Source organism: Methylobacterium sp. AC690 (genome assembly GCF_979256535.1).
In genome coordinates, this window is the sequence record NZ_CEEDOX010000010.1 from 162,408 (window position 1) to 187,383 (window position 24,976).

Annotated in this window: 24 protein-coding genes; 15 read left to right on the forward strand and 9 right to left on the reverse strand. The window is 71.7% G+C overall.

The genetic code is table 11. From position 1 onward, the window contains the following. Positions 1 to 10 precede the first annotated feature (10 nt). Both AC0IY1_RS13605 and AC0IY1_RS13610 read left to right on the forward strand, forming a co-directional pair. Positions 11 to 238, forward strand: coding sequence for a hypothetical protein (locus tag AC0IY1_RS13605; RefSeq protein WP_055950858.1), 228 nt, complete (start codon positions 11 to 13; stop codon positions 236 to 238). Positions 239 to 792: 554 nt separating this feature from the next. After that, positions 793 to 1,836, forward strand: a complete 1,044-nt coding sequence (locus tag AC0IY1_RS13610; protein WP_471770171.1) for a hypothetical protein — start codon at positions 793 to 795, stop codon at positions 1,834 to 1,836. Between the two features lie 408 nt (positions 1,837 to 2,244). Here AC0IY1_RS13610 and AC0IY1_RS13615 read toward each other — a convergent pair whose 3' ends face one another. Both AC0IY1_RS13615 and AC0IY1_RS13620 read right to left on the reverse strand, forming a co-directional pair. Next, complete coding sequence (locus AC0IY1_RS13615) at positions 2,245 to 3,228, reverse strand: cation diffusion facilitator family transporter (RefSeq protein ID WP_055950852.1); 984 nt, start codon at positions 3,226 to 3,228, stop codon at positions 2,245 to 2,247. 222 nt (positions 3,229 to 3,450) lie between these two features. Beyond that, positions 3,451 to 4,221, reverse strand: a complete 771-nt coding sequence (locus AC0IY1_RS13620) for a glutaredoxin family protein (RefSeq protein WP_055950849.1) — start codon at positions 4,219 to 4,221, stop codon at positions 3,451 to 3,453. A 305-nt stretch (positions 4,222 to 4,526) separates the two neighbouring features. On the opposite strand from AC0IY1_RS13620, the gene AC0IY1_RS13625 reads away from it, so the two are divergent. Then, positions 4,527 to 4,973, forward strand: a complete 447-nt coding sequence (locus AC0IY1_RS13625; RefSeq protein ID WP_055950847.1) for an HIT family protein — start codon at positions 4,527 to 4,529, stop codon at positions 4,971 to 4,973. A gap of 1 nt (position 4,974) precedes the next feature. On the opposite strand, the gene AC0IY1_RS13630 is transcribed toward AC0IY1_RS13625, so the two are convergent. From AC0IY1_RS13630 to AC0IY1_RS13640, 3 genes are all read right to left on the reverse strand, one after another. Next, complete coding sequence (locus AC0IY1_RS13630; RefSeq protein WP_055950844.1) at positions 4,975 to 5,391, reverse strand: PilZ domain-containing protein; 417 nt, start codon at positions 5,389 to 5,391, stop codon at positions 4,975 to 4,977. Between the two features lie 141 nt (positions 5,392 to 5,532). Then, a complete protein-coding gene (locus AC0IY1_RS13635) occupies positions 5,533 to 5,760 on the reverse strand; it encodes a hypothetical protein (RefSeq protein WP_055950842.1) in 228 nt (75 codons plus the stop codon). A gap of 66 nt (positions 5,761 to 5,826) precedes the next feature. Then, the gene (locus AC0IY1_RS13640) at positions 5,827 to 7,908 is read right to left on the reverse strand and encodes an NAD(+) synthase (protein ID WP_471770174.1); all 2,082 of its coding nucleotides are present in this window, start codon (positions 7,906 to 7,908) and stop codon (positions 5,827 to 5,829) included. Positions 7,909 to 8,166: 258 nt separating this feature from the next. On the opposite strand from AC0IY1_RS13640, the gene AC0IY1_RS13645 reads away from it, so the two are divergent. From AC0IY1_RS13645 to AC0IY1_RS13670, 6 genes are all read left to right on the forward strand, one after another. Then, positions 8,167 to 11,748 (forward strand): DNA translocase FtsK, encoded by a 3,582-nt coding sequence (locus AC0IY1_RS13645; protein ID WP_471770175.1) that lies wholly within the window; start codon positions 8,167 to 8,169, stop codon positions 11,746 to 11,748. Positions 11,749 to 11,874: 126 nt separating this feature from the next. Further along, positions 11,875 to 12,807, forward strand: a complete 933-nt coding sequence (locus tag AC0IY1_RS13650) for a LolA family protein (protein ID WP_471770176.1) — start codon at positions 11,875 to 11,877, stop codon at positions 12,805 to 12,807. Between the two features lie 90 nt (positions 12,808 to 12,897). Then, positions 12,898 to 14,328 (forward strand): serine--tRNA ligase, encoded by a 1,431-nt coding sequence (gene serS, locus AC0IY1_RS13655; RefSeq protein WP_471770177.1) that lies wholly within the window; start codon positions 12,898 to 12,900, stop codon positions 14,326 to 14,328. Further along, positions 14,328 to 15,092, forward strand: coding sequence for a 5'/3'-nucleotidase SurE (gene surE, locus AC0IY1_RS13660; RefSeq protein ID WP_055950831.1), 765 nt, complete (start codon positions 14,328 to 14,330; stop codon positions 15,090 to 15,092). Before serS ends, surE begins: the two co-directional genes overlap by 1 nt. Positions 15,093 to 15,126: 34 nt before the next feature. Beyond that, complete coding sequence (locus AC0IY1_RS13665; RefSeq protein ID WP_471770179.1) at positions 15,127 to 15,783, forward strand: protein-L-isoaspartate O-methyltransferase family protein; 657 nt, start codon at positions 15,127 to 15,129, stop codon at positions 15,781 to 15,783. 119 nt (positions 15,784 to 15,902) lie between these two features. Beyond that, positions 15,903 to 17,315 carry a M23 family metallopeptidase gene (locus AC0IY1_RS13670; protein ID WP_471770181.1) on the forward strand — a complete coding sequence of 471 codons (1,413 nt, stop codon included), beginning with the start codon at positions 15,903 to 15,905 and terminating at the stop codon, positions 17,313 to 17,315. 83 nt (positions 17,316 to 17,398) lie between these two features. Here AC0IY1_RS13670 and AC0IY1_RS13675 read toward each other — a convergent pair whose 3' ends face one another. Further along, positions 17,399 to 18,541 (reverse strand): polyamine ABC transporter substrate-binding protein, encoded by a 1,143-nt coding sequence (locus AC0IY1_RS13675; RefSeq protein WP_055950822.1) that lies wholly within the window; start codon positions 18,539 to 18,541, stop codon positions 17,399 to 17,401. Then, complete coding sequence (locus AC0IY1_RS13680; protein WP_055950818.1) at positions 18,538 to 18,897, reverse strand: RidA family protein; 360 nt, start codon at positions 18,895 to 18,897, stop codon at positions 18,538 to 18,540. The genes AC0IY1_RS13675 and AC0IY1_RS13680 overlap by 4 nt, the downstream gene beginning before the upstream one ends. Before the next feature lie 323 nt (positions 18,898 to 19,220). Here AC0IY1_RS13680 and AC0IY1_RS13685 point away from each other — a divergent pair, with 323 nt between their 5' ends. Continuing rightward, complete coding sequence (locus AC0IY1_RS13685) at positions 19,221 to 19,487, forward strand: GlsB/YeaQ/YmgE family stress response membrane protein (RefSeq protein WP_055950814.1); 267 nt, start codon at positions 19,221 to 19,223, stop codon at positions 19,485 to 19,487. 98 nt (positions 19,488 to 19,585) lie between these two features. Here the strand turns inward: AC0IY1_RS13685 and AC0IY1_RS13690 are convergent, their stop codons facing one another. After that, a complete protein-coding gene (locus AC0IY1_RS13690; protein WP_055950811.1) occupies positions 19,586 to 19,804 on the reverse strand; it encodes a YgaP family membrane protein in 219 nt (72 codons plus the stop codon). Between the two features lie 252 nt (positions 19,805 to 20,056). On the opposite strand from AC0IY1_RS13690, the gene AC0IY1_RS13695 reads away from it, so the two are divergent. Continuing rightward, complete coding sequence (locus AC0IY1_RS13695; RefSeq protein ID WP_471770183.1) at positions 20,057 to 20,506, forward strand: translation initiation factor 2; 450 nt, start codon at positions 20,057 to 20,059, stop codon at positions 20,504 to 20,506. 128 nt (positions 20,507 to 20,634) lie between these two features. Here AC0IY1_RS13695 and AC0IY1_RS13700 read toward each other — a convergent pair whose 3' ends face one another. Beyond that, a complete protein-coding gene (locus AC0IY1_RS13700; RefSeq protein ID WP_082512954.1) occupies positions 20,635 to 21,519 on the reverse strand; it encodes a DUF3108 domain-containing protein in 885 nt (294 codons plus the stop codon). 158 nt (positions 21,520 to 21,677) lie between these two features. On the opposite strand from AC0IY1_RS13700, the gene AC0IY1_RS13705 reads away from it, so the two are divergent. The 4 genes from AC0IY1_RS13705 to phnD all read left to right on the forward strand — a co-directional run bounded on the left by AC0IY1_RS13705 (position 21,678) and on the right by phnD (position 24,939). Beyond that, positions 21,678 to 22,361: a DUF1045 domain-containing protein gene (locus AC0IY1_RS13705; RefSeq protein WP_471770185.1), complete on the forward strand. Its 684-nt coding sequence runs from the start codon at positions 21,678 to 21,680 to the stop codon at positions 22,359 to 22,361. Positions 22,362 to 22,427: 66 nt separating this feature from the next. After that, entirely contained in the window at positions 22,428 to 23,054 is a 627-nt protein-coding gene (locus AC0IY1_RS13710) for a DapH/DapD/GlmU-related protein (RefSeq protein WP_471770187.1), read from the forward strand. A 92-nt stretch (positions 23,055 to 23,146) separates the two neighbouring features. After that, complete coding sequence (phnC, locus tag AC0IY1_RS13715) at positions 23,147 to 23,947, forward strand: phosphonate ABC transporter ATP-binding protein (RefSeq protein ID WP_055950797.1); 801 nt, start codon at positions 23,147 to 23,149, stop codon at positions 23,945 to 23,947. A 65-nt stretch (positions 23,948 to 24,012) separates the two neighbouring features. Further along, complete coding sequence (gene phnD, locus AC0IY1_RS13720; protein WP_471770189.1) at positions 24,013 to 24,939, forward strand: phosphonate ABC transporter substrate-binding protein; 927 nt, start codon at positions 24,013 to 24,015, stop codon at positions 24,937 to 24,939. Positions 24,940 to 24,976 lie beyond the last annotated feature (37 nt).

Below are 24,976 nucleotides of genomic sequence, written 5' to 3' on the forward strand. Positions count from 1 at the left end.
GGACTGATCCATGATGAACGCCCAGACCTACCGCGTGACCCTGGAGACCCGCGACGGGCGCCGCGTCCTGACCGCGATGGCCGAGCGGGAGGCCGCCCTGATGGCGGAATCGGTCCTGCGTCGCTACGCGGGCCAGACCCTCACCGTCGGCTTCAGCGTCGCCTGCGCCGATCCGGAGGCGCGCCGCCGCATCGCCTACTACCTGACCGACGTCGCCCTCGAGCTCGAACTCGCCTGAGCGGGGCGTCCGCCGCGCCCTCCCCTGCGGAGCCGCAAGCTCTACGGGGCCGTGCGCGTGCACACCCCGCGCGAAGGGCGCGCTCGGCAGACCGGATTTTTCCCTGAGACCCGAAGGCGCTGGACGAGAGAATCCAGGGTGTGCGAGAACGCGGCCCTCGATGCCGAGGTGGGTCGGGGGGCCGTCCGGCGGCGGGTCCGTTCACGGGGCCGGGGGGATGCGAAACGACGGCAGGGGTTCCTGATCCGCCTTCCGGTCCCAGGCCCCGCACCCGGGCGCGCACGGGTGGGGTCAGGGTTCGGGCCCGGCCGTGATCCAAGCCCCGGTGTCGGCATGGGCGAGTCGAGGTGCGGATCTTCCGAGCGGGATGGCTGTTTTTGCCGCGGGACCCGGGACCCGGGCCCCTTGATCGATCGGACGGGCGAGCCCAGGCATCCAGTGCGGCGCGACGGTCCGCTGCGCGGCGTTTCGACGTCGCCGTGTCTTCCTCAATCCAGGCTTGTGTCAGGCCTGCCGGTCGGGCGATCCGCGCAGGTGTTCCTTAGGACCCAACGATGAGATTTTTCGTCAACAAGGAAGTGAGCGGAGGGATACACTTCTGGCTGGCGCCCGACAATCCGCGCGCGATCAGCAAAGTCTTCGTCTCCGTCGACGGGCGCCGGACCTTGGAGCTGTCGGCCTGGATCACGGACGATAACATTCGCGCGCATGGCTGGCACTCGACCGGTCAATGCGTCTACATGATCACCGAGAATGAGTTGCCGGAACTCTTCTCCGCGAATCGGATCGAAATCTTCGATGCCGACACGAACATTCTGATTTTCCGGTCCCTTCGCGAGAAGGTTTTCCTGCCGGCGAAGCTGATCAACATCACCACGACCGTGCAGAAGAACACCTTCGTCGAGCAGAACCTGTTCGACCTCTTCCAGTACAGCTACTTCAACGTCGACCGGCTCTCGGAAGAGGTCGTGCAGAGCATCATGCAGGGCCCCTGGCTGACGTCGTCGCTCATCACGGGGGCCGTGATCTTTCCGCGTTACGAGGTGTTCTTCCAGGACGACAACTGCGTCAGCGGCGTCTTGGTGCAGGACCCCTTCGTGGAGATGGCCGCCCGCATGCGGTGGCTTCAGGCGAAGAAGGCGGTCGCGGACGATCCCGCGCAAAACTGGCGCCTGGGCGCGCTCCTGGAATCCGTCCGCTTCGCGGCGGAGTACGATCTGTCGAACGGCCGAAACATCAAGCGCTTCCTGCGGATGCTGCCCGAGCCGTGCTACCGCTTCCTCTACAACCCGCTCTGCCGGCAGTTCGGAACACGCTCGCCCAGTGACCCGTTCGGGCCCGGCAACTCCATCGTCGCCATGGAGATCATCTCGCGGATCAAGGTCGTGGGGCACAGCGACTATACCAACGAGTATTATACCGCGCTCCTCGACCGCCTGGGGGTTGCCCCCATCGAGATGTCGCATCCGAAGCCTTCGGAGGACGTCCTGTCGCTCGCGACCCTGCTGCGATCGGTCGATGCCGCGCGGGACATGGTCGCGTTCGACACGGTGATCTCCGATGCCGTCCGGCATGCCGTCGGAAAGAGCTGGGGCTGATCGACGGGCCGGGCGCCGACGTTCGGGCCGGTGATGTCGGACGATCGGGCGGTACGCAGCCCGCGATTGGAGGCCATGCGGGTTTGCGCCAGCGCGACGGTCTACGACCCGGACCGGTACGCCAGCCTCAAGGGCGGATGCGGGTGCACGACCTCCTCGAGGACCTCGGCTGCACCCCCGTCGAGGCCGGCGACAGGGCGTCCGGCCTCCCGGTGCTGCAAGCCGCGCTGCGCCCGGGCCTGACGGTGCGGTTCATCACCGGCGCTGCCGAGGACGCCGTCCGCAACCACGGCCTGCTCGCCCCCGGCATGGCGGTGGTGACCAGGCCCTTCTCGATCGAGATCCGCGCCACGCAGATCCGGGCACTGATCGCGGTAGACCCGTCCGGACGGCGGCTGACGGTCCGCGTCAGGCGTTGGCCGAGGCCGGGGCGGCGCCGAGGGCGTCCGGAGCCGTCGTCGCCCGGGCCTGGACCTCGATGAACACCCGCGTCACGTCGGGGCTGTGCGCCTTCAGCCGGGTCTCGACCCGGGCGACCATCGCCTCGATCTCACCGGCGCTGAGGTCGTCGTCCATGTCGAGGCTGATGTTCACCAGGACGTCGGACGGGCCGAGATGCTGGGTCAGCACGGTGTTGACGTGGTGGACGCCCGCCTCGTCGCGCACCACGGCGCGAATCGCCGCCACGAGCTCCGGATCGGCGGCCTCGCCGATCAGGAGGCCGTGGGTCTCGATCATCAGGAAGGCCGCCATCCCGATCAGGATCACGCCGATGCCGATGGAGGACCAGCCGTCGAGGGCGGGCATGTCGAGGAGCCGGGCCAGGATCACGCCGGCCAGCGCCACCACGAGGCCCATCAGGGCGGCCACGTCCTCGGCCAGCACGGTGAACAGGGCCGGGTCCTTGCTCCGGCGGATGGCGGCGAGCGGCGGCCGCTGGCCCTTCTCCGCCCAGAACGCCTTCATGGCCACGAAGCAGGAATAGCCCTCGGCCATCACCGAGAAGCCCAGGATCGCCACGTTCACCCAGAAGCCCGAGACGGGGTAGCCCCAGACCACGGCGTCCGCCGAGGGCTCGGGATGCTGGAGCTTGTGGATGCCCTCGTAGACCGCGAAGGCGCCGCCGCCCAGGAAGATGAACAGCGCGACGATGAAGGCGTAGAAGTACACCTCGCGGCCGTAGCCGAACGGGTGCTTCGCCGTGGCCGGACGCCGGGACCGCTTCATGCCGATGAGGAGCAGGATCTGGTTGGTGGTGTCGACCACCGAGTGGACGCCCTCGGCCAGCATCGCCGAGCTGCCGGTGAGGAAGGCGCCGACGAACTTGGCCGCCGCGATGGCGAGGTTGGCCCCGGCCGCGGTATAGATGGCGCTGGTGCTCTCGTGGGCCATGCGGGACGGATCTCTCGGGCTTCTGGGGCGGACGGCGCGGTCCCGACGGGCGCCGCTGCGGGCCGCGCGTCCGGCCAAGCGTCACCGGTGGGGGGCAAAGCGCAGGCAACGCACGGGGCGCCCGGAAGGTTCGCCCCTCCGCTCGCCCCGTCCGGATGATCGGGGCGCCGCGTTCGTGCTGGCGCTCGCCGCTCCCCGGAACCCCTTCGTTCGGCCCGCGGGTCACATCGCTCGGGTGAGCATCCAGAGGGCCATGCCCACCATCATCAGGTTCTCGGTGAGCGAGACGAAGCCGAGGGGCACCTTGCCCGATCCGCCGACGCAGGCACACTTGATCTCGCGCCGGTCGAGGTACACCGCCTTGAACACGGAGACGGCGCCGATGCTACCGATGAAGAGGGCCACCGGGATCGAGATCCCGTTCCAGGCTCCGGCGACCATCAGGATGCCCGCCAGGCCTTCGAGGAACGGATAGGCGTAGGCGTAGCGCACCCAGCGCCGGGCCAGGAGATCGTAGCCCAGGAACATCGACGAGAACGTCTCCACGTCCTGCAGCTTCAGGATCGCGAGCACGCACATGCTGAAGGCGATGAACCACTCCACCGCCCGGGCCGTGAAGGGCGTGCCGAACACGGCGTAGCTCGCCGCCAGCCCCATCAGCGCCGTCATCGCGAACACCGCCACGACCGGCGTGTAGCGGGTCGCGTCCGGGTCGGGGACGGTCTGTCCGAAATGCCGCTGCAGGTCGTCGAACCCGCCGACCCGCCGGCCGTCGATGAAGGTCTGCGGCGTGCTCTTGACCCCCTGCTCGTCCTTGAAGCGGTCGGTCTCCGCGCGGGTCGTCAGCCAATGGTCCTCGACCGTGAAGCCCCGGCGCTCCAGGAGGTCCTTGGCCTTCAGGCCGTAGGGACAGGTGTGCTCCGGCATCACCATGCGGAACAGGATGGCGGTCCGGGTGCCGGTCGGGTGCGTCGTCTGGGTGGGGTTGGACATCGGAAACTCCGTGCGGATCCGGTGGCGAGGCCTGCCGCCACGGGATGCGGTCCGGGGCGTGGACGGCGCGTCCGAATCGGTGCGCGGCCGGTCCATGCCGGGGTGCGCCGGGGTGAGCGGCGCGGCGTTTGCCTCAGATGGGGCTTCCCATCGTGGGAAGGTCAAGGGCGGGCCGGCGCGGTCCCGTCGCGGCGCTACGCGGCGGCGAGGGGCCGGCCCGGAGGCGCCCGGGACGGTGGACGCGGCGCGTCGGCATGTGCATCGTGCGCGCCGAAACGCACGCCCCAGACCCGGAGCCGGCTGCCTTGACCGAGACGCGCCCAACGCCCGCCTACGATCCCGACAACATCTTCGCCAAGATCCTGCGCGGGGAGATCCCCGCCGAGCGGGTCTACGAGGATGCCGACACCCTCGCCTTCATGGACGTGATGCCCCAGGGGGACGGCCACACCCTGGTGATCCCCAAGGCTCCGGCCCGCGGCCTCCTCGACGCCGACCCGGATTCTCTCGCGGCCCTGGCCAGGACGGTGCAGCGCGTCGCCCGGGCGGTGAAGGCGGCCTTCGCGGCCGAGGGGCTGACGGTGTTCCAGTACAACGAGCCGGCGGGGGGGCAGACGGTGTTCCACCTGCACGTCCACATCGTGCCGCGCTTCGAGGGCGTGCCGCTTCAGCGCCACACCGGCGGCATGGCGGACCGGGCGGTCCTGGCGGAGCACGCCGCCCGCATCCGGGCCGCCCTCGCGGCCGGCTGAATCAGGCGGCGCCGCTCACCGGCGGGTTGGCGAGGAGCCGGCGCAGGGCGGCGTTCTCGGCCTCGAGTTCGCTGATCCGGCGCACCAGGGCGAGCATCGCGGCGGCCTCGTCCGCCGGGGGCGGAGCCGCCGCGGCGGGGACGGGCACGGGGACCGGCGCCGGCGCGGCCTCGTCCACGAAGGTGATGCCGATGCCGTCCGCCCGGCGCCAGCACAGGGTGGCGCGGTAGGTCCGGTCCTTCTGCGGAATGTAGAGGTCGAAGCTCTCGGGCAGCGTCGTGGTCTCGGTCAGGGCGAGCCGGGCGCCGGAGGCGGACAGGTCCCGGACCAGGCAGTCCATGGTCGAGGCACCCTTGTTGAAGATGATCCGGCCCTTGAGGAAGGTCCTCAGGCGCGACTCCCTGCGATGCTCCGACATGCCGTGCTGCTCCACCCTGGGTCGGTCTCCGACTCCGCGTCACACGGCGGGCACCCTGGCACGGGGGCCCTTAAGGAATGATCGCCGCGCGGCGCGACGGCGCGCCCGGCGTCGGACCTGACGCCGCGTTTGCCCATCGGGTCAGTGGAAGCGGCTGTCCATGGTCTGGAACAGGTAGAAGCCGTTGAAGCGTACGGCGGTCTCGGCCGCGCGGTCGTCGAAATCGGCGGGGGCGTCGCCGGCCGCCTCGAGCTTGCCGCCGAAGGCCCAGCGGTCGTTCCCGAGGAAGGGCGGCACGGCGCGGCTCTCCGGCACGGCGCAGCACAGGCCCTCGACGCTCCTGAGGCAGAAAACGTTGTAATTCTGCATCGGTCAACCTCCGATTCGCCCACCCAAGCTACGCCCTAAGCAGGCAATCGGACAGCACTGTGTCGATCAGGTCTCCGGAACGTTACGGGCCAGGTCTTCGAGCCAGGGCGCGGCGCTTCCATCGGAGGGCGCGCGCCAGTCGCCGCGCGGAGACAGGGAGCCCCCGGCCGAGACCTTGGGTCCGTTGGGCAGGGCGGAGCGCTTGAACTGGCTGAAGCCGAAGAACCGCTTCAGGAAGACCGCGAGCCAGCGCCGGATCTCTCCCAGGTCGTAGGCGCCGCGCTCGGAGTCGGGGAAGTCCGGCGGCCAGGAGCCGGCGCCCGCGTCGCCCCAGGCATGCAGGGCCAGGAAGGCGATCTTGGAGGGCGGGAAGCCGTAGCGCAGGGTGTAGAACAGGTTGAAATCCTGCAGCGCGTAGGGGCCGATCACCCCTTGGGTGCTCTGCGGCGCCGCGCCCGCTTCCACCGGCACCAGTTCGGGCGAGATCTCGGTGTCGAGGATCGCCCGCAGGGTGACGCCGACATCCGGCGCGAACTGGCCCGAGGCGATGACCCAGCGGATCAGGTGCTGGATCAGGGTCTTGGGCACGCCGGCATTGACGCCGTAATGGCTCATCTGGTCGCCGACGCCGTAGGTGCACCAGCCGAGGGCCAGTTCCGACAGGTCGCCCGTGCCGATAACGAGAGCGCCGTTCTGGTTGGCGAGCCGGAACAGGTAGTCCGTGCGCAGGCCCGCCTGCACGTTCTCGAAGCTGACGTCGTAGACCGGCTCGCCGCGCCCGAACGGGTGGTCCATCCCCTTGAGCATCACGGTGGCGGCCTCGCGGATGTCGATCTCGCGGGCGGTGGTGCCGAGCGCCTCCATCAGCGCGTGGGCGTTGGCCTTGGTGCCCTCCGAGGTGGCGAAGCCCGGCAGGGTGTAGGCCAGGATGTTCGACCGGGGCAGGCCGAGGCGGTCGAGCGCCTTGGCCACCACGATGAGGGCGTGGGTCGAATCGAGGCCGCCCGAGACGCCGATGACGACCTTCTTCGTCCCCGTCGCCTCCAGGCGCTGGGCGAGGCCCGCCACCTGGATGTTGTAGGCCTCGTAGCAATCCTGGGCGAGGCGGGCCGGATCGGCGGGCACGAAGGGGAAGCGCTCGACCGCGCGCTTCAGCCCGAGGTCGGCCGCCGGCGGATCGAGCCGGAAGGCCACCCGGCGATAGGTGGGCCCGCGGGGCACGGCCCGGCCCGAATCGTCGAAGCTGCCCATCTGGAGCCGCTCCTGGGCGAGGCGGCCGAGATCGATGTCGGCCAGGGTCATCACGGGCTCGGAGGAGAACCGCGGCCCCTCGGCGAGGCGCTCCCCGTTCTCGTCGATGCTGGTCTGCCCGTCCCAGGACAGGTCGGTGGTGGATTCGCCGGTGCCGGCGGCGGCGTAGACGTAGGCGCAGAGGCAGCGCATCGAGGCGGCCCGCGACAGCATCGCCCGGGATTCCGCCCGGCCCACCGTGATTGGGCTGCCCGACAGGTTGGCGAGCACGGTGGCGCCGGCCAGCGCCGCGTCGGTGCCGGGGGAGGCGGGCACCCAGAGGTCCTCGCAGACCTCGAGGCCGAGCACCAGGTTCGGCACGTCCGCGGCGGCGAACAGCAGGTCGGTGCCGAAGGGCGCCTCCAGGCCGGCGACCCGGATGGTCTCGCCCGCGATCCCGGCGCCGGAGGCGAAGTGGCGCTTCTCGTAGAACTCCCGGTAGGTCGGCAGGAAGCTTTTCGGCACCACCCCGAGGAGCCGGCCGCGGTGGATGGCCAGGGCGCAGTTGTAGAGCCGGTGGCCCCAGCGCAGGGGCGCGCCGACGACGAGGACGGGCTGGAGCGCGGCCGAATCCGCCACGAGGCGCGCCACCGCCGCCTCCACGGCCTCCAGCACCGTCACCTGCAGGAACAGGTCCTCGATGGCATAGGCCGAGACGCAGAGCTCCGGGAACACCGCCACGGCGGCCCCGGCGCGATCGCACGAGCGGGCGAGGGCGAGGATGCCTTCCGCGTTGCGGGCCGGGTCGGCCGGGTGGCTGCGGGTGGTGCAGGCGGCGACCCGGGCGAAGCCGTGCCGGTAGAGGGAGCGGAAGCCGGGATCGGCCGGGGCGGGGGTGGTCGCCGAGGGACTGGGCAAGGGGCGGGGCTCCGGGCTGGTCGCGCCGCACCTTAACGCCTGTGGCCATCCGCCTCCAGCGAAAGGCTTAAGGGCAAGCGAAGGGCAGGGGCCAGGGGGCTCCGGGGCCGGCGGGCGCGGTTTTAAGCGCCTGGGTCGAGGCGATCGGGCCACGGTCGCGGGGTCGGATCAAGCGTCTGTTAACGACGATGCCCCTAACTCAGCGCTGAACCGCGCCGCTCCCGGCGGCGGACCCGTTTTGAGTACATCCGGCCAATCATGCGCGCATCGGGACGGCTCCCCTACTCCCATCGTGATCCTTCGCGCCCCGTTCGCGGCGGCGACCGCCTCGGCCTGTCGATCGGCGCCCTGGCGCACCGGTTGATGAATCTGCGGGCGACCCTGTCCCGTCGCCTCGCCGGCCCGCCGCAGCGGCCGGACTACACGGTGGCGGCCACCCGCCCGGCTCCGAGCTGGATGACGAGCCCGCAGGCCCTGGTCGGCCGCAACGAGGTCGGCCTCGCCTTCCGGCCCGCCCCCGCGATCCAGGCCTGGCCCGCCCAGGTCTTCGACGACCGCGCCACCCTCGACATGATCCCGCGCCGCGCCGCCCCCACGGCCGGGTTCGATGACGGCCTGATGGAGGCCGACGCCCCCGCGCCCCGCGTCCTGATCCGGACCCCGCGCCGCCCTTCCGCGATCATGCCCGAGGCGGGCGAGGCCCCGGCCTCCGTCGCGGCGGAGCCGGCCGGCCCGGCCGTGCGCTACACCCGCACCCCCGACCCGGTGCTGCACGAGCGCCGCCAGCGGGCGCTGGATGCCGAGCGCGCCGCCCGCGCCCAGGCCCATGCGGAGGCCGAGGCGGAGGCCCTGCGCCTCCAGGCCGAGGAGGAGGCGCTCCGGCTCGAGGCCGAGGCGCGGGCGCAGGCCGCCCTCGCGGCGCAGGCCGAGGCCGAGGCCCTGGCCGCCCAGGTGCCCGAGCCCCTGTGGCGCCAGCCCTTCGTCGCCCCTCCCGGCGTGCGCTTCTTCCGCAGCCCCGACCGTCGCCAGGGCCGCCCCAACGCGGAGGCGCCCGCCGCGCTCGCGCCGGAGCCCGCGCCCGTCGAGGCCGTCTCGGCCGAGATGTCTCCGGCCGAACCGTCTCACGCCGAGACCGGCTTGGTCGAGACCGGCTTGGCCGAGACCAGCTTGGCCGAGACCACCCTGGCCGAGACCGGCTTGGCCGAGACCGCCTCCGGAAGCATCGTGCCCGTCGAGGCGGCCGTGATCCCCGACGATCGCGACTGGTCGGACGTGCCGGACTGGTCCGAGGTCCATGCCTGGTTCGACGGGCGCGACGGCGCGGCCCTCGACGCCTGGTCGGCGATCCAGGCCGAGCCCGCGCCGCTGCCGGTGTCCGCGATCGACACCCCCGAGATCAACACGCCCACGCTCTCGGCCTTCGACGTCGTCGAGGCGGTGATCGCGTCCGAGGCCCCTGCCCCGGCCGATGCGTCCATGACCGCCGAGACGGCCCCGGCCCGGGCCGGCTACCGCCTGGAACACCTCGTGCGGTTCGAGACCTTCGGCCCGCCGTGCCCGGTCGAGGGCCAGGACAATGCGGTTCCGGGGGCCGCGCCGGCCCGTCCGGCTCCCCTCCACGCCATGGCGGCCCGCGCGGCGATCCGCGCCGGCCGTCCGGCCGCCCCCGTCGGCGCCGAGGCCGCTGCGCCGATGGCGGCCCCGGCCCCGGTGGCCGCCGCGATGGCCGTGGCTCCGCACCCGGCCCCCTCCCCTGCCCTGCCGGGGGCGATGCAGTTCGTGCCCGTCGCGCCCTTCGTCCCGGCTCCCGGCGTCCCGGCTCCCTTTGTCCCGGCTTCCGGCGTCCCGGCTTCAGGCATGCCGGCCCTTGTGCCGGCGGCGCCCCGGGCGGCCGAGCCCGCCTTCGTGCCGACCCCGATCCCGACGCGTCCGGTGCTGCTGCGCAACCCCAAGGGCCTGTCCGCCCCCGAGCCCGAGATCGAGGTCTCCGCGCCCGTGGCGTCGAGCGAGGCGGTCGCGTCGACCGACCCGGTCGAGGAGGCCCTCGCGGTTGAGGAAGCCCTCGCGGTCGAGGCCGGGGCGCCTGCCCCCGAGGCGGAGGCCGTCGCCGCGCCGGAGGTTCCGGCCGTGCACATGCCGCGCGCGATCCTGCCCGAGCGCCCGCTGCTCATCCCGGCCGGCCGGCACGTGCCGATGTCCTTCGTGGAGAACGCCGACTACGAGCACCCCGCCCTCGACCTCCTGGCCGAGCCGCCGGCCACCGGCACCGAGGAGGTCGATGCCGACGTGCTGGAGCAGAACGCCCTCAACCTGCAGCAGACGGTCCAGGATTTCGGCGTGCGCGGCGACATCCTGGCGGTGCGCCCCGGCCCGGTCGTCACCCTCTACGAGCTGGAGCCGGCGCCCGGCACCAAGTCGAGCCGCGTGATCTCGCTCTCGGACGACATCGCCCGCTCGATGTCGGCGGTCTCCGCCCGCGTCGCCGTCGTCCCCGGCCGCAACGTCATCGGCATCGAGCTGCCCAACGACACCCGCGAGACCGTCTACCTGCGCGAGCTCCTCGCCTCGGCCGATTTCGGGATGAGCAAGCACAAGCTCGCCCTGTGTCTCGGCAAGAACATCGGCGGCGAGCCGATCATCGCCGATCTGGCCAAGATGCCCCACCTGCTGGTGGCGGGCACCACGGGCTCGGGCAAGTCGGTGGCCATCAACACCATGATCCTGTCGCTGCTCTACCGGATGAAGCCGGAAGAGTGCCGCCTGATCATGGTCGACCCCAAGATGCTGGAGCTCTCCGTCTATGACGGCATCCCGCACCTGCTCTCCCCCGTCGTCATCGACCCGAAGAAGGCGGTCATCGCCCTCAAGTGGGCCGTGCGCGAGATGGAGGAGCGCTACAAGAAGATGTCCAAGATCGCCGTGCGCAACATCGACGGCTACAACGCGCGCATGGCGGAGGCCCGGGCCAAGGGCGAGGTGATCACCCGCGAGGTCCATACCGGCTTCAACCGCGAGACCGGCCAGGCCGTCTACGAGACGGAGGAGATGGACCTCTCGGCGCTGCCCTACATCGTGATCGTGGTCGACGAGATGGCCGACCTGATGATGGTGGCGGGCAAGGACATCGAGGGCGCGATCCAGCGCCTGGCGCAGATGGCGCGCGCGGCCGGCATCCACCTGATCATGGCGACCCAGCGTCCCTCGGTCGACGTGATCACGGGCACGATCAAGGCCAACTTCCCGACCCGGATCTCCTTCCAGGTGACGAGCAAGATCGACAGCCGCACGATCCTGGGCGAGATGGGCGCCGAGCAGCTGCTGGGCCAGGGCGACATGCTGTTCATGGCCGGCGGCGGGCGCACGACGCGCGTGCACGGGCCGTTCTGCTCCGACTCGGAGGTCGAGAGCGTGGTCGCCCACCTCAAGCGCCAGGGCCGGCCCTCCTACCTCGAGGCCGTCACGGCCGACGACGGCAGCGGCGACGAGAAGCCCGCCAAGGGCTCGAAGGCCGACAAGGCCGACCGGGCCGAGAAGGCCCAGGCCACCGAGATCGATGACATCGACGCCCCGATCTTCGATGCGGGGGCCTATGCGGGCAGCGGCGGCATCGATCCCGGCGCCGAGCTCTACGACCAGGCGGTGCAGGTGGTGATGCGGGACCGCAAGGCCTCGACCTCCTACATCCAGCGCCGCCTGCAGATCGGCTACAACCGCGCCGCCTCCATCATGGAGCGGATGGAGATCGAGGGCATCGTCGGCCCGGCCAACCATGCCGGCAAGCGCGAGATCCTGATGGAGGGCGGCCACGCCGCCTCCGGCATGATGGACTACGACGACTGAGCCGGATGGCACGGGTGGGGCGGTTGCCGTCCCACCCGTCGCATATTCGCCACAGGGCGGGCTTCTAAGCGGGCACCACCCGCGCTCGACCCGCACGCCTTCGCATCGCCTCAAGGGAGCGTCCCGATGATCGGCCGCCGTCACCGCCTCGCCGCCGGTCCGCTGCTCGTCCTGGCGGCCAGCCTCGCGCAGCCGCAGCCCGCCGCCGCCCAGGTCTCCTCGTTCCTCGACGGCCTGTTCGGCCGCAAGGAGCAGCCGGCCCCCGCGCCCGAGCCGGAGCCCGCCCCGGAGGCCGCGCCCCCGGCCGCCGCCCCGAAGAAGCCCGTCGCCCAGGCGCCGAAGACCACGAAACCGTCCGCCAAGGCCGACGCGAAAGCCCCCAAGGGCGAGGCCAAAGGTGCGGACGCCAGGGCTTCGGACGGCAAGGCTGCGGACGGGAAGGCCGCCAAGGTCGCGGCCGTGGGGGCGCCCGCCGCCGCCGTCGCGGGCGAGGCCGACGACGCCACCGTGATCGCGCAGGCCAACGCCTACTTCAACGGCATGACCACGCTCACCGGCAACTTCGTCCAGGTCGGCCCGGACGGGCGCCGCATCGGCGGCAAGCTGACGCTCGCCAAGCCCGGCCGGCTGCGCTTCGACTACGACCAGCCCTCCCCCCTGGAGATCGTGGCCGACGGCACCTCGGTGGCGGTCAAGGACCGCAAGCTCGGCACCCAGGACCTCTACTTCATCTCGCAGACGCCCCTGAAATTCCTGCTCCGCGAAAAGATCGACCTCGCCCGCGACCTCTCCGTCACCGACGTGGCGAACGATCCGGGCGGCCTGCGGATCTCCCTGGAGGACCGCTCGACGCTCGGCGGCACCTCGCGGATCCAGCTGTTCTTCGACTCCGAGGTGAAGACCCTGAGCCAGTGGCGGATCACCGACCCGCAGGGCTACCAGACCACGGTGCAGCTCGCGAACCTGCAGAAGGGCCGCCCGGTCGAGGGCAGCCTGTTCTTCATCAATTACGGGCGCAGCGAGGACAAGGCGGCCGAGCGCCAGATCCGCGCGCAGTAGCGCCGCGTCGGACGTCCGGGGCGGCGCCGCGCTTGTCCCGCCGGTGCCGAAGCGGCTAAGCGTCGGGCTCGCATCGTACGAGCCGAGCCCATGCACGACATCCGCGCCATCCGCGACAATCCGGACGCCTTCGACGAGGCCCTGCGCCGCCGCGGGCTGGCGCCGCTCGCCGCGGACCTCATCGCCCTGGACGACGCGCGCAAATCCGCGATCTCGGCCGCGCAAGCCAACCAGGAGCGCCGCAACGCGCTCGCCAAGGAGATCGGCGGCGCCAAGAAGGCCAAGGACGAGGCCAGGGCCCAGGACCTCATGGCCGAGGTCGCCCGCCTGAAGGACGAGGCCCCGGCCCTGGAGGCCGCCCAGGCCGAGGCCGGCAAGACCCTCGACGACCGTCTCGCCGCGATCCCGAATCGCCCGAACCCGGACGTGCCGGAGGGCGCGGACGAGCACGGCAACGTCGAGTACCGGCGCTTCGAGGCCCATCGCCCGCAACTCGCCACCGGTAAACAGCACTTCGAACTCGGCGAAGCCTCCGGCCTGATGGATTTCGAGGCCGCCGCCCGGATGTCCGGGGCCCGCTTCGTGGTGCTCAAGGGCCAGCTCGCCCGCCTGGAGCGGGCGCTCGGGCAGTTCATGCTCGACCTGCATACCGGCGAGCACGGCTACACCGAGGTGGCGCCGCCCCTCATGGTCCGCGACGAGGCGATGTTCGGCACGGCACAGTTGCCAAAATTCGAGGACGATCAATTTTTTTCGGGGAATATCACCGAGATCGACAAGGGTGTCGATGAAGCTTTGCAGTACGTAGACCAGATAAGCCCAGTCTCAGATCGAGCGGATAGTATCTCTGAGATGCTGGCCGAAAACGAAAGGCGGGCATTTCGTGAGATTGTGTTGAAAAATACTCGCCGTTGGCTCATCCCCACGGCGGAAGTCCCCCTCACCAACCTCGTGCGCGAGAGCATTCTTCGCGAGGAGGAGCTTCCCCTCCGCTTCACCGCCCTCACCCCGTGCTTCCGGGCGGAGGCCGGCTCGGCGGGCCGCGACACCCGCGGCATGCTGCGCCAGCACCAGTTCAACAAGGTCGAGCTCGTCTCGATCACCACGCCGGAGCAGTCGGCCACGGAGCACGAGCGCATGCTGGGCTCGGCCGAGGCCGTGCTGAAGAAGCTCGACCTGCCCTACCGGATCATGACGCTCTGCACCGGCGACATGGGCTTCGCCTCCCAGAAGACCTACGACATCGAGGTCTGGATGCCGGGCCAGGAGACCTTCCGCGAGATCTCGTCCTGCTCGGTCTGTGGCGACTTCCAGGCGCGGCGGATGAACGCGCGCGTCCGCGCCCGGGATGGCAAGGCGGTGAATTTCGTCCACACCCTCAACGGGTCCGGCGTGGCCGTGGGCCGCGCGCTCATCGCCGTCATGGAAAACTACCAGAACCCGGATGGCAGCGTCACGGTGCCGTCGGTGCTGAAGGCCTATATGGGCGGGATCGAGCGGATCGAGGGGTTCAAGAGCTGATGCGCATTCTCGTCACCAACGACGACGGCATCCACGCGCCGGGGCTCGAGACCCTGGAGGGGATCGCCCGGGCCATCTCGGACGACGTCTGGGTGGTGGCGCCGGAGACCGACCAGTCCGGCGTCTCGCACTCCCTCTCGCTGAACGACCCCCTGCGCCTGCGCCAGGTCGCCGAGAAGCGCTTCGCCGTGAAGGGCACGCCGTCCGACTGCGTGATCATGGGCGTGCGCCACATCCTCAAGGAGCACGGCCCCGACCTGGTGCTCTCGGGGGTCAACCGCGGCCAGAACGTCGCCGAGGACGTGACCTACTCGGGCACCATCGCGGCGGCCATGGAGGGGACGATCCTCAACGTGCGCTCCATCGCGCTGAGCCAGGCCTACGGGGCCGGCGGGCGCGGCGCCATCAAGTGGCACTGCGCCGCCGAGCACGGGCCCGGGGTGGTCCGCAAGATCCTCGACATCGGCATCGAGCCCGGCATCGTCGTCAACGTGAACTTCCCCGACTGCGAGCCCGAGGAGGTCCTGGGCACGGCGGTGACGGCCCAGGGGTTCCGCAACCAGGCCCTGCTCCAGATCGATGCGCGCCAGGACGGGCGCGGCAATCCCTATTTCTGGCTCGCCTTCGCCAAGGCCACCTTCCAGCCCGGCCACGGCACCGACCTCAAGGCCATCGCGGAGAAGCGCATCTCGGTCACGCCCCTGCGCCTCGACCTCACCGACGAGCCGAGCCTGACCCGCTTCGCGCAGGGCTTCGCGCCGTAGGGCCGGTCACCGCGGAACCGATCGAGGTCCAGCCATGATGCACGAGGGCTCGATCGAGGATGCCGCCTTCGTCATGGCCCTGCGGGGCCGCGGCGTGCGCGACACCGACACCCTGCGGGCGCTGGAGCGGGTGCCGCGCGAGCGCTTCGCCCCGGCCCTGCACCGCGACCTCGCCCGGCGCGACCTCGCCCTGCCGCTGGCCTGCGGCCAGACCATGACGGCCCCGACCACGGTGGCGGCGATGCTGAAGGCGCTGGCCCTGCGCCCGGGCGCCCGCATCCTCGAGATCGGCACCGGCTCGGGCTACGTCACCGCCCTGCTGCTGCGCCTCGGGGCGGCCCGTGTTCACAGCGTCGAGCGCTACGCCACCCTGGCGGACGAGGCCCGCGACAACCTCGTGCCGGAGGACCGGCCGCTCGCCGAGATCGCCGTCGGGGACGGGCTGCATCCGGCGACCCTGCGGGGGGCGGAGCCCTTCGACCGCATCCTCCTCAACGGCACGGTGTCGGCGATTCCGGGTCACCTCGGCGACCTGCTCGGCCCCGGCGGCCGCCTCGTCGCCCCGGTCGGCCGGCCCGAGGCGGCGGGCCTCGTCACCTGGACGCGGGGGCCGGACGGCACCCTGGACGCGCGCCCCGGCGCGGCCGTCCGGCTGGCGCCGCTCACCCCGGGGCGCGCCCGCGTCCTGTAGAGCGAAAGGTTCCCGCGAGAGCCCGGCGTCGGCGCAAACGTGGTGAATCGGAACGGTTGCTTAACCTGAATCGGGTTTGAATGACGTCATCAAGTTGCGTCAGGCAAACAGGTGCGTCGATGCGGGTTCGCGGGACTGGTCGAGGGTTGAGGACGCTGTCGCGTTTCGCGCTCATCGGCGTGATTGGAGGCGGTGCGGCCGCCTGTTCTTCGGATGCGTCCCGATTGGGCGATCCCTTCGGCAATCCATTTGCCTCGAACCTGTCGAGCGAGCCCGCCGCGACGGGCAGCCTGCCCGACGGCGAGATCGCCCCGGCACCGGTGGTGCGCACCAGCCGCATCCAGTCCCAGGCCCTCGGGGCTCCGGGCGCGGCCACCTCGGCGGCGGCCATGTCGCCCCGCCCGATGGCGGCGGCCCCCGTCCCGGCCCGGCCCCAGACCACCCGCCTCGCCTCCACCGAGCCGGTCTCGGGCGGCATGACGGCCTCCGCGGTCTCGGGCATGAACCCCGATGCGGCCCGCATGAGCACCCGCGCGGTGCCCGCCGCGCCGGCCCCGAAGATGATCGACCGGGCCGCCGAGAAGCGGGCCGCCGACGCCCGCCGCGAGGCGGAGGCCCGCGAGGCCGCCGAGGCCAAGGTGGAGGCCAAGCGCCAGGCCGAGGCCGCCAAGCTCGCCGAAGCCCGCAAGGTCGTGGAAGCCGCCAAGGCGAACGAGACCAAGGCTGTCGAGGCCCGCAAGGCCTCGGAGAAGGCGGCCAACGCCGCCAAGCTCGCCGAGACCAAGGCCGCCGACGCCCGCAAGGCCCATCTCCGTCCCGGCCAGGCCGTCGCCAAGGCCGAGGACAAGGCGGTCCGCAAGATCGAGATCAAGGAAGCCAAGGCCGAGGTGAAGGCCGAGGTGAAGGCCGAGGCGAAGGTGGACGCCGCCAAGGACGCGGCCAGGAAGGCCGAGGCGGCCCGCAAGACGGCCGAGGCCGAGGCGGCCAAGCTGGCCAAGGCCGACGCCGCCAAGGAGGCGGCCCGCAAGGTCGCCGAGGCGAAGGCCGCGGAGGCCGCCGCCAAGGAAGCCAGCAAGGAAGCCAGCAAGGCGCCCGTGAAGGTCGCCGCGGTCGAGGCCCCCAAGGCCGAGCCCGCCAGCACCGGGTCCGTCGCGGCCGCCGCGGAGCAGTCGTTCCGCTGGCCCGCCAAGGGCCGGGTGATCTCGGGCTACGGCACCTCCGGCAACGAGGGCATCAACATCTCGGTGCCCGAGGGCACCGCGGTGAAGGCGGCCGAGGACGGCACCGTGGCCTATGCGGGCTCCGACGTGAAGGGCTACGGCAAGCTCGTCCTGGTGCGCCACTCCAACGGCTACGTCTCGGCCTATGCCCATAACGGCGAGCTCGACGTCCGCCCCGGCGAGAAGGTGAAGCGCGGCCAGACCATCGCGAAGTCCGGCGCCTCCGGCAACGTCACCTCGCCCCAGCTCCACTTCGAGATCCGCAAAGGCGCGACCCCGGTCGACCCGATGCCCCACCTCGCCAGCAACTGACCCTCCGGTCGGAAGCCCGCGATCCCGAAACGGCGGCCCCTCGGGGCCGCCGTTCTCGTTCGGGGGGCCGGTCGGCGACGGCCTCAGCGGCCGGTGCGCACCCGGGTCCAGCTCCGGGTGACGAAGCGCTGGGTGCGGTCGTCCCAGGCGGTGTTGCTGGCTAGGCGCTGCATCGTCGCCTCGTCCGGGTAGATGCCCGGATTGGCCAGGATCTCGGGCTTGATGAACTTCCGGGCCGCCGCGTTGCCGCTGGCGTAGGAGACGAAGTTGGTGTTGGCCGCCGCCACCTCGGGCCGCATCATGTAGTCGAGGAACTGGTGGGCCTCGGCGGGATGGGGGGCGTCCTTCGGGATCGCGAAGGCGTCGAACCACATCAGCGCGCCCTCGCGGGGAATGACGTAGCCGATCTCGACCCCGTTCTTGGCCTCCTCGGCCCGCTTGCGGGCCTGCATGATGTCGCCGGAATAGCCGACCGCCAGGCAGAGGTCGCCGTTGGCCAGCCCGTTGATGTATTCCGAGGAGTGGAACTTGCGCACCGAGCCGCGGACCTTGAACAGGGCGTCGGTGACCTGGGTGATGTCGTCCCAGCGCTTGGAATCCGGCTTGAAGCCGTAGAACGGCAGCAGGCTCGGGATCAGGTCCTCGGGGGAATCGAGCAGCATCACCCCGCAATCCTTGAGCTTGGCCATCAGGCCCGGATTGAGGACGAGGCTCCAGGTGTTGAGGGGCTGGCTCGCCCCCAGGCGCTCGCGCACCTGGGCGAGATTCACGCCGATGCCGGTGGTGCCCCACATGTAGTCCACGGCGTAGGTGTTGCCGGGGTCGTAGGTGGCGAGCCGCGCCGCGATCTCGGGCCAGGCATGGACCAGGTTGGGGATCCGGGCCTTGTCGAGGGGCTGGAACACGCCCGCCCGGATCAACCGCTGCAGGAACGGCCCGGAGGGCGCCACCACGTCGTAGCCCGAGCGCCCGGCCAGCAGCTTGGTCTCGAGGATCTCGTTGTTGTCGTAGGTGTCGTACACGACCTTGATGCCGGTCTCCCGGGTGAAGGCCTCGAGCATCTTCGGGTCGATGTAGTCCGACCAGTTGTAGATGTTGACCACGCGCTCGCCCTGCGGCGCGGGCGTCTCGGCCCGCGCCCCGGGCAGGCCGAGCGCCAGGGCGGCGAACGCCCCGGCGACCAGCCCCCCGGACAGGAGCGCGCGGCGGCTGCCGGCTCGGATCATGCCTGTCCTTTCGCAGCCACCACCACGATCTCGACGCGGTATTCGGGGGCAGCGAGCTTGGCCTCCACGGTGGCGCGGGCCGGCGGGTTGTCCTGGGGCACCCAGGCGTCCCACGCGGCGTTCATCTCGGAGAACGTGGCGATGTCGGCCAGGTAGATGGTGGCGGTGAGGATGCGGCTCTTGTCGGTGCCGGCCGCCGCCAGCAGGCGGTCGATCTCGCCCAGGATCTCCTGGGTCTGTGCGGTGACGCCGGCGCCCACCACCGTGCCGGCCACCTGGCCCGCGAGGAAGACCATGTCGCCGTAGGTGACGGCCTGGCTCATGCGGGGACCGGATTCGAAGCGCTGGATCGTCATGGCGGGGATACGTGCCTCTCGCGTGTCGGCCGCGGGATGCCTCGAGGCACCCCTGGGATGCCCCCTTGGCATCCCGGCTCGGGGCAAGCGTTGTGCCGCGTCGGGGACCCGAACGTAAAGGCCCCCCGGCGCCCGGTGCACGCCGCGATCCGGCCGCGCCGGATCGGCTTCGCCGGCGCCGCGACAAAGTCGCTGCGTGCAGCGCAACCCATCCCACCGGTGCGGCGTTCTCACCCCATGCGCTAAGGCCAAGGCTAGCAAGCCGGCCGCTACCGCCAGTGACGTCCGACCCTGTGGGTTCGGCCAAGTTCGAGGATCAGCTCATGGGTATCATCTGGACCATCATCATCGGCTTTCTGGCCGGTGTCATCGCCAAGTTCATCATGCCGGGCAGCAACGAGCCGGGCGGCTTCATCCTGACCACGATCCTCGGCATCGTCGGCGCCTTCGTCGCCACGTTCCTCGGCCAGGCCCTCGGCTGGTACGGTCCGAACCAGGGTGCGGGCCTGATCGGTGCCGTCGTCGGCGCGATCGTCGTGCTGGCGATCTACGGCTTCATCCAGGGCCGTCGCTCGACCACCTCCCTGTAAGGTCCACGCCACGCCTGCGCTGACAGCGCAGGCGCAACGGAGAAAGGGGCGCCTCAGCGAGGCGCCCCTTTTTCGTGTCCGGTCGGGCGCGAGGCCGGTCAGGCCTCGGTCACGGCCTTGACGGCGCAGTGACCGGTGGCGCCGCGGATGGCGAGGCCGGCGCCGACCACCAGGGCCGCGAGGCTGAGCCACTTGTTCGGGCGCGGCTGCGCGGCCGCCGCGGCGATGCCGAGGCCGAGCACCACCGAGACGGCGCGCTCCGTGGTGGTGAGGTTCGGGGTGCCGCTGAAGATGTCTTGGATCATCGCGTTGGCCATGCGGGCGTCTCCTGTGCTGCGTCGCGGGGCGAACGCGGCGGGGGAACGGGCGTTCCACCGCGCGGGTGTGGCGCGGCACCGGGCCGCCGACCGCGCCGGCCGCCCCGGAACGCACCGCCGGGATCCGGCGCGATCTTTGTGTATATCGGAAGTTGTGATCGGGGCGGGATCTTGTTCCTGCGTGCAGAAGGCGTGAAACCGGCGGGGCCGTCACAGAATACGGCGCGGGGGGACGACATGAGCACCAGGACCATGAGCACCAGGACCACGGGCACGCGGACACTCACCGCCGCGATGCTGATCGCGGTGAGCGTCGGGGCTTGCGGCAGCATCACGCGCGGCACGACGGAGAAGATGGCCTTTCTCACGGAGCCCTCCGGCGCGACGATGACGAGCACCAAGGGCTATGCCTGCCCGGCGACCCCGTGCTCCCTCGAGGTGGATCGCTCGGACGCGTTCGACGTGACCTTCGCCAAGCCCGGCTTCCAGCCCGCGCTCATCCCGGTCCGCACCCAGGTGGTGGGCGCGGGCGCTGCCGGGATGGCGGGCAACGTGCTCGCCGGCGGGGTGATCGGCATCGGCGTCGATGCCTATACGGGGGCGGCCCTGGACCATACCCCGAACCCGGTCAGCGCCGTGCTGGTGCCGGAGGCCCGGCCGGGGGCCCCGCACGCCCGCCGTCGCCGCGCCCCCGACACCTAGGCGGTGGTCGCGCGATCGTCCGAGGCAAGAAGACAGGCAAGCAGAGCCGGGCCGGCGTCAGGTTCTCGACGCGTCCGCGACCCGCGCGATCCCGATGGCCGCGACGGCGGGAAACCGTTGGCGCGCCCCTAGCGGGCATTGGGCAGGCGCACCGTCACGCCGGCCTTCGCCGCCGGGGCTTCCGGGCCGGGCGGCGCCCCGCCCCAGCGGGTGGCCTCGATGCGCACCGTGCCCCATCCGGTGGCGACCGTGATCGACAGCGGCAGCAGCAGCGTCCCGTCGAGGATTGGGGCGAAGCGCACCTGCATGTCGTCGTTGGCGGCCATGCGGCGGACGTTGCTCCCGCCGGAGCGGTGGCCCGAGATCGGCACCCAGCGCACCCGGCAGTCGAGGGCGGGGCCGCGATAGGCGCCCTCCGTCACCGTTGCGAGGCGGCCCCGCGACAGCACGAGGTCGGCCCGGCTCGCCCCGTCGAAGACCGGGATGCGCCGGTCGCACAGGGCGACGTCCAGGGGGGCGGCCCCGAGGGGAATCGTCAGCATGGTCAGGGGGTCGACCACGCCGACCTTGTCCTCCGGCGCCACCGGGACCCGGTCCTCGCGCGGGGTCGGGGGCGGCGCGACACTGGCGCTGCGCACGCGCCCGCCGGCGAGGTCGAGGGCCACCGCGATCGGCTTGCCGCCGTAGCGGCTGTCGATCCGGAAGGTGGCGGTCACCGCGCCGGCCCGGGTCGCCGATCCGGCGACGGTGGCCTTGCCGGCCCCGTCGAAGAAGACGCCGGCGAGGCCGCGCAGGCCCGCCTCGAGCTCCAGGGCGTAGCGCTCGCCCGACCGCTCGACCGCGAGGCTCGCCTCGCCCGCCGGCAGGTTCAGGAAGCTCAGGCCGTAGGCCGCCGTGAAGCGGGCCGCGGGTGCCTCCCCCGCGGCCTGCGCGCCGGCCCCCAGCACGGCGGTCGCCAGGGACAGGGCGATCAGGGCCCGGATCTGTCTGTGCCTGCGAGCGGACACGGCCATCGCCTCATCGCGCCCCGAACGGCGCTCAAGCTGTCATATCGGCGTCGGGAGCCCGTAGTATGCGCGCTTCGGCACCTCGCGCGCAGGCTCAACCCCGCGCGGCTCACCCATCCCCTCGCGTGCCGCCAGAACACGCGCCCTCGCCGGACACGCCCCCCTTGCCGGACACGACTGCGTTGGATCGACCCGCCCGATACGCCCTCTACTTCACGCCCGCCCCCGGCTCGGCCCTGGCCGCCTTCGGTGACGCGATCCTGGGTCCCGGCCCGGCGCCCGGCCCGGAGGCGCTCCGGGCGATCCTGGCCGCCCACACCGCCGAGCCGCGCACCTACGGGTTCCACGCCACCCTGAAGGCGCCGATGCGCCTCGCCCCCGGCGCCACCGAGGCCGATCTCCTGGCGGCGGCCGAGGCCCTGGCGGCGCACCGGAGCCCCCTGCCCGTCGGCCCCCTGCGGGTCACCGCCCTCGGGGCCTTCGCCGCCCTGGTGCCGGAAGCGCCCCCGGCCGCCCTCGGCCTCCTGGCCGCCGAGTGCGTCGCGGCCCTCGATCCCCTGCGCGCCCCCCTCACCGAGGCCGAGCGGGCCCGCCGCCGCCCCGAGCGGCTCGATCCCCGCGGCCGGGCGCTGCTGGAGCGCTGGGGCTACCCGCACGTCTTCGAGGCCTTCCGCTTCCACATGACGCTCACCGGCCCCCTCGGGCCGGAGGACGGGGCGACCGCCCTGCCCCTCCTGGCCGCGGCGGCCGCGGGCCTGCCCGACCTGGCGGTCGATGCGGTGAGCGTGGTGGTCCAGGACGGCGCGGCGCCGTTCCGCCTGCTGCGCCGCCTCCCCTTCTCCGCCTGACATCCCTTCTCCGCCCGACATTCCTTGCCCGCCCGACATCCCTTGCCCGCCCGACAGGATCCCGCGATGGCCTCCGATCGCCTCGGCCTCGAACCGGCCGTCCACCCGACCGCCCAGATCTCGGGGGGCCGCCTCGGCCGCTACACCGAGGTCGGCGCGCGCACCCGCCTCCGCGAGACCAGCCTCGACGATTACTCGTACATCGTCGAGGACGGGCAGGCGGACGACACCACCATCGGCAAGTTCTGCTCCATCGCCTCCCACGTGCGGATCAACCCCGGCAACCACCCGATGGAGCGGGCCTCGCAATCCCACATCACCTACCGGGCCAGCGCCTACTGGCCGGGGGAAGCGGACGAGGCGGCCTTCTTCGCCCGGCGCCGGGCCCTGCCCGTCAGCATCGGCCACGACGTCTGGATCGGGCACGGCGCCGTCATCCTGCCCGGGCGCCGCATCGGCACCGGGGCGGTGGTGGGCGCGGGCACCATCCTGACCCGCGACGTGGCGCCCTACACGATCGTGGTCGGCAATCCGGGCCGGGTGGTGCGCCGCCGGTTCCCGGAGGCGATCGCCGAGCGCCTGCAGGCGCTGGCCTGGTGGGACTGGGACCATGCGCGCCTGCGCCGGGCCCTGCCGGATTTCCGTGCCCTGTCGATCGACGCGTTCCTGGAGCGCTACGAAGCAGAGGCATAAGCGTTCCGGCTATCGGTTAGCCGAACAACTGTCATGATGCTGTCGTGCCCCGCGGGTTTACCGGCGCTCATCGTGAATCGCCGGATACCCGCATGCTGATCCTCGAAGATCTGACGCGCCGTTACGGCGACCGCCGTGCCGTGGAGCGCGTCTCCCTCGCCATCCCCCGCGGCCGCTTCGTGGGCGTGATCGGGCGCTCGGGCGCCGGCAAGTCGACCCTGCTGCGGATGATCAACCGCCTGGCCGAGCCGACGGGTGGCCGCATCCTGTTCGACGGCCTCGACGTCACGGCCCTGCGCGGCCGCGAGCTGCGGCGCTGGCGGACGCGCTGCGCCATGATCTTCCAGCAGTTCCACCTCGTCGGCCGCCTCGACGTGCTGAGCAACGTGCTGATGGGCCGGCTCTCCGAGGTGCCCCGGCACCGCGCGCTGCTCAAGCTCTGGTCCGAGCGCGAGCGCGCCCTGGCCCTGGCCGCCCTCGACGGGTTCGGCATGGGCGATTTCGCCGGGCACCGGGCCGACCAGCTCTCCGGCGGCCAGCAGCAGCGCGTCGCCATCGCGCGGGCGATGATGCAGGCCCCCGACCTGATCCTCGCCGACGAGCCCGTGGCCTCCCTCGATCCGCGCAACACCCGCATCGTCATGGACGCCCTGGCCGAGGCCAACCGGCGCCACGGCATCACGGTCCTGTGCAACCTGCATTCCCTGGATCTGGCCCGCCGCTACTGCGACCGCCTCGTCGGCCTCGCCGACGGCCGCCTCGTGTTCGACGGCGCCCCCGCCGACCTCACCGAGGCGGTGGCCCGCCAGCTCTACGGGCTGGAGGCCGGCGAGGTCCTCGATGCCCCCGAGCCGGTGCGGCCCCCGACCTATCCCGCCGCCCTGGTTGCCTGATCCTCCGGCTCGATCCTTCGCCCCGATCCTGCGGCCTGATTTCCCACCCCCACCGGGAGTTTCCCATGCTGACCCGTCGATCCCTCGCCGGCGCCGTCGCGCTCGCCCTCCTCGCCCTCCCGGCCGCGGCCCAGGACTGGAAGGCCGCCTATCCGGCCCTGACCCTGGCGGTGATCCCGGCCGAGAACGCCTCGGGCACCACCGATCGCTACGCGCCGATGACCGCCTACCTGTCGAAGGCCCTCGGCGTTCCGGTGACGCTGCGCATCGCCAACGACTACGCCGCCGTGATCGAGAGCCAGCGGGCCGGCAACGCCCAGCTCGCCTTCTACGGCCCCGCCTCCTTCGCCCGCGCGGTGATGACCGGGGTCAAGGTCGAGCCCATCGTCAACCAGCGCCACGACACCGGCGCCTCGGGCTACTACTCGGTGATCTACGTGCGCGCCGACAGCCCGTACAAGACGATCGAGGACCTGAAGGGCAAGAACCTCGCCCTGGTCGACCCGAACTCCACCTCCGGCAACCAGGCGCCGCGCTACTTCCTGCACAAGGCCGGCCACCCGGTCGACACGTTCTTCGGCAAGACCGTCTATGCCGGCAGCCACGAGAACGCCGTCCTGGCCCTGGTGCAGGGCACCGTGGACGCGGCGGCCAACCTCTACAACACCGACACCGACACCATGGTCACCCGCATGGCCGCCAAGGGCATGCTGAAGAAGCCCGACGGGACGCCGCTGACGCAGGCGGATTTCCGGGTGGTGTTCAAGTCCGACTTCCTGCCCGAGGGGCCCTTCGCCATGCTGGCGAGCCTGCCCGACGCCCTCAAGGCGAAGATCCGCGAGGCCCTGGTGGCGATGCCCACGGCCGACAAGGCGGCCTTCGACCGGCTCTCGGACGGCAAGGATCTGGGCCTCACCCCCGTGACCCTGAAGGACTACCAGCCGATCATCGACATGCTGAAGTTCAACGACGACCAGCGCCGCAAATCTTGATCCCGCCCCTCCTGACCTGCCCCGTCCCGGGACGCGG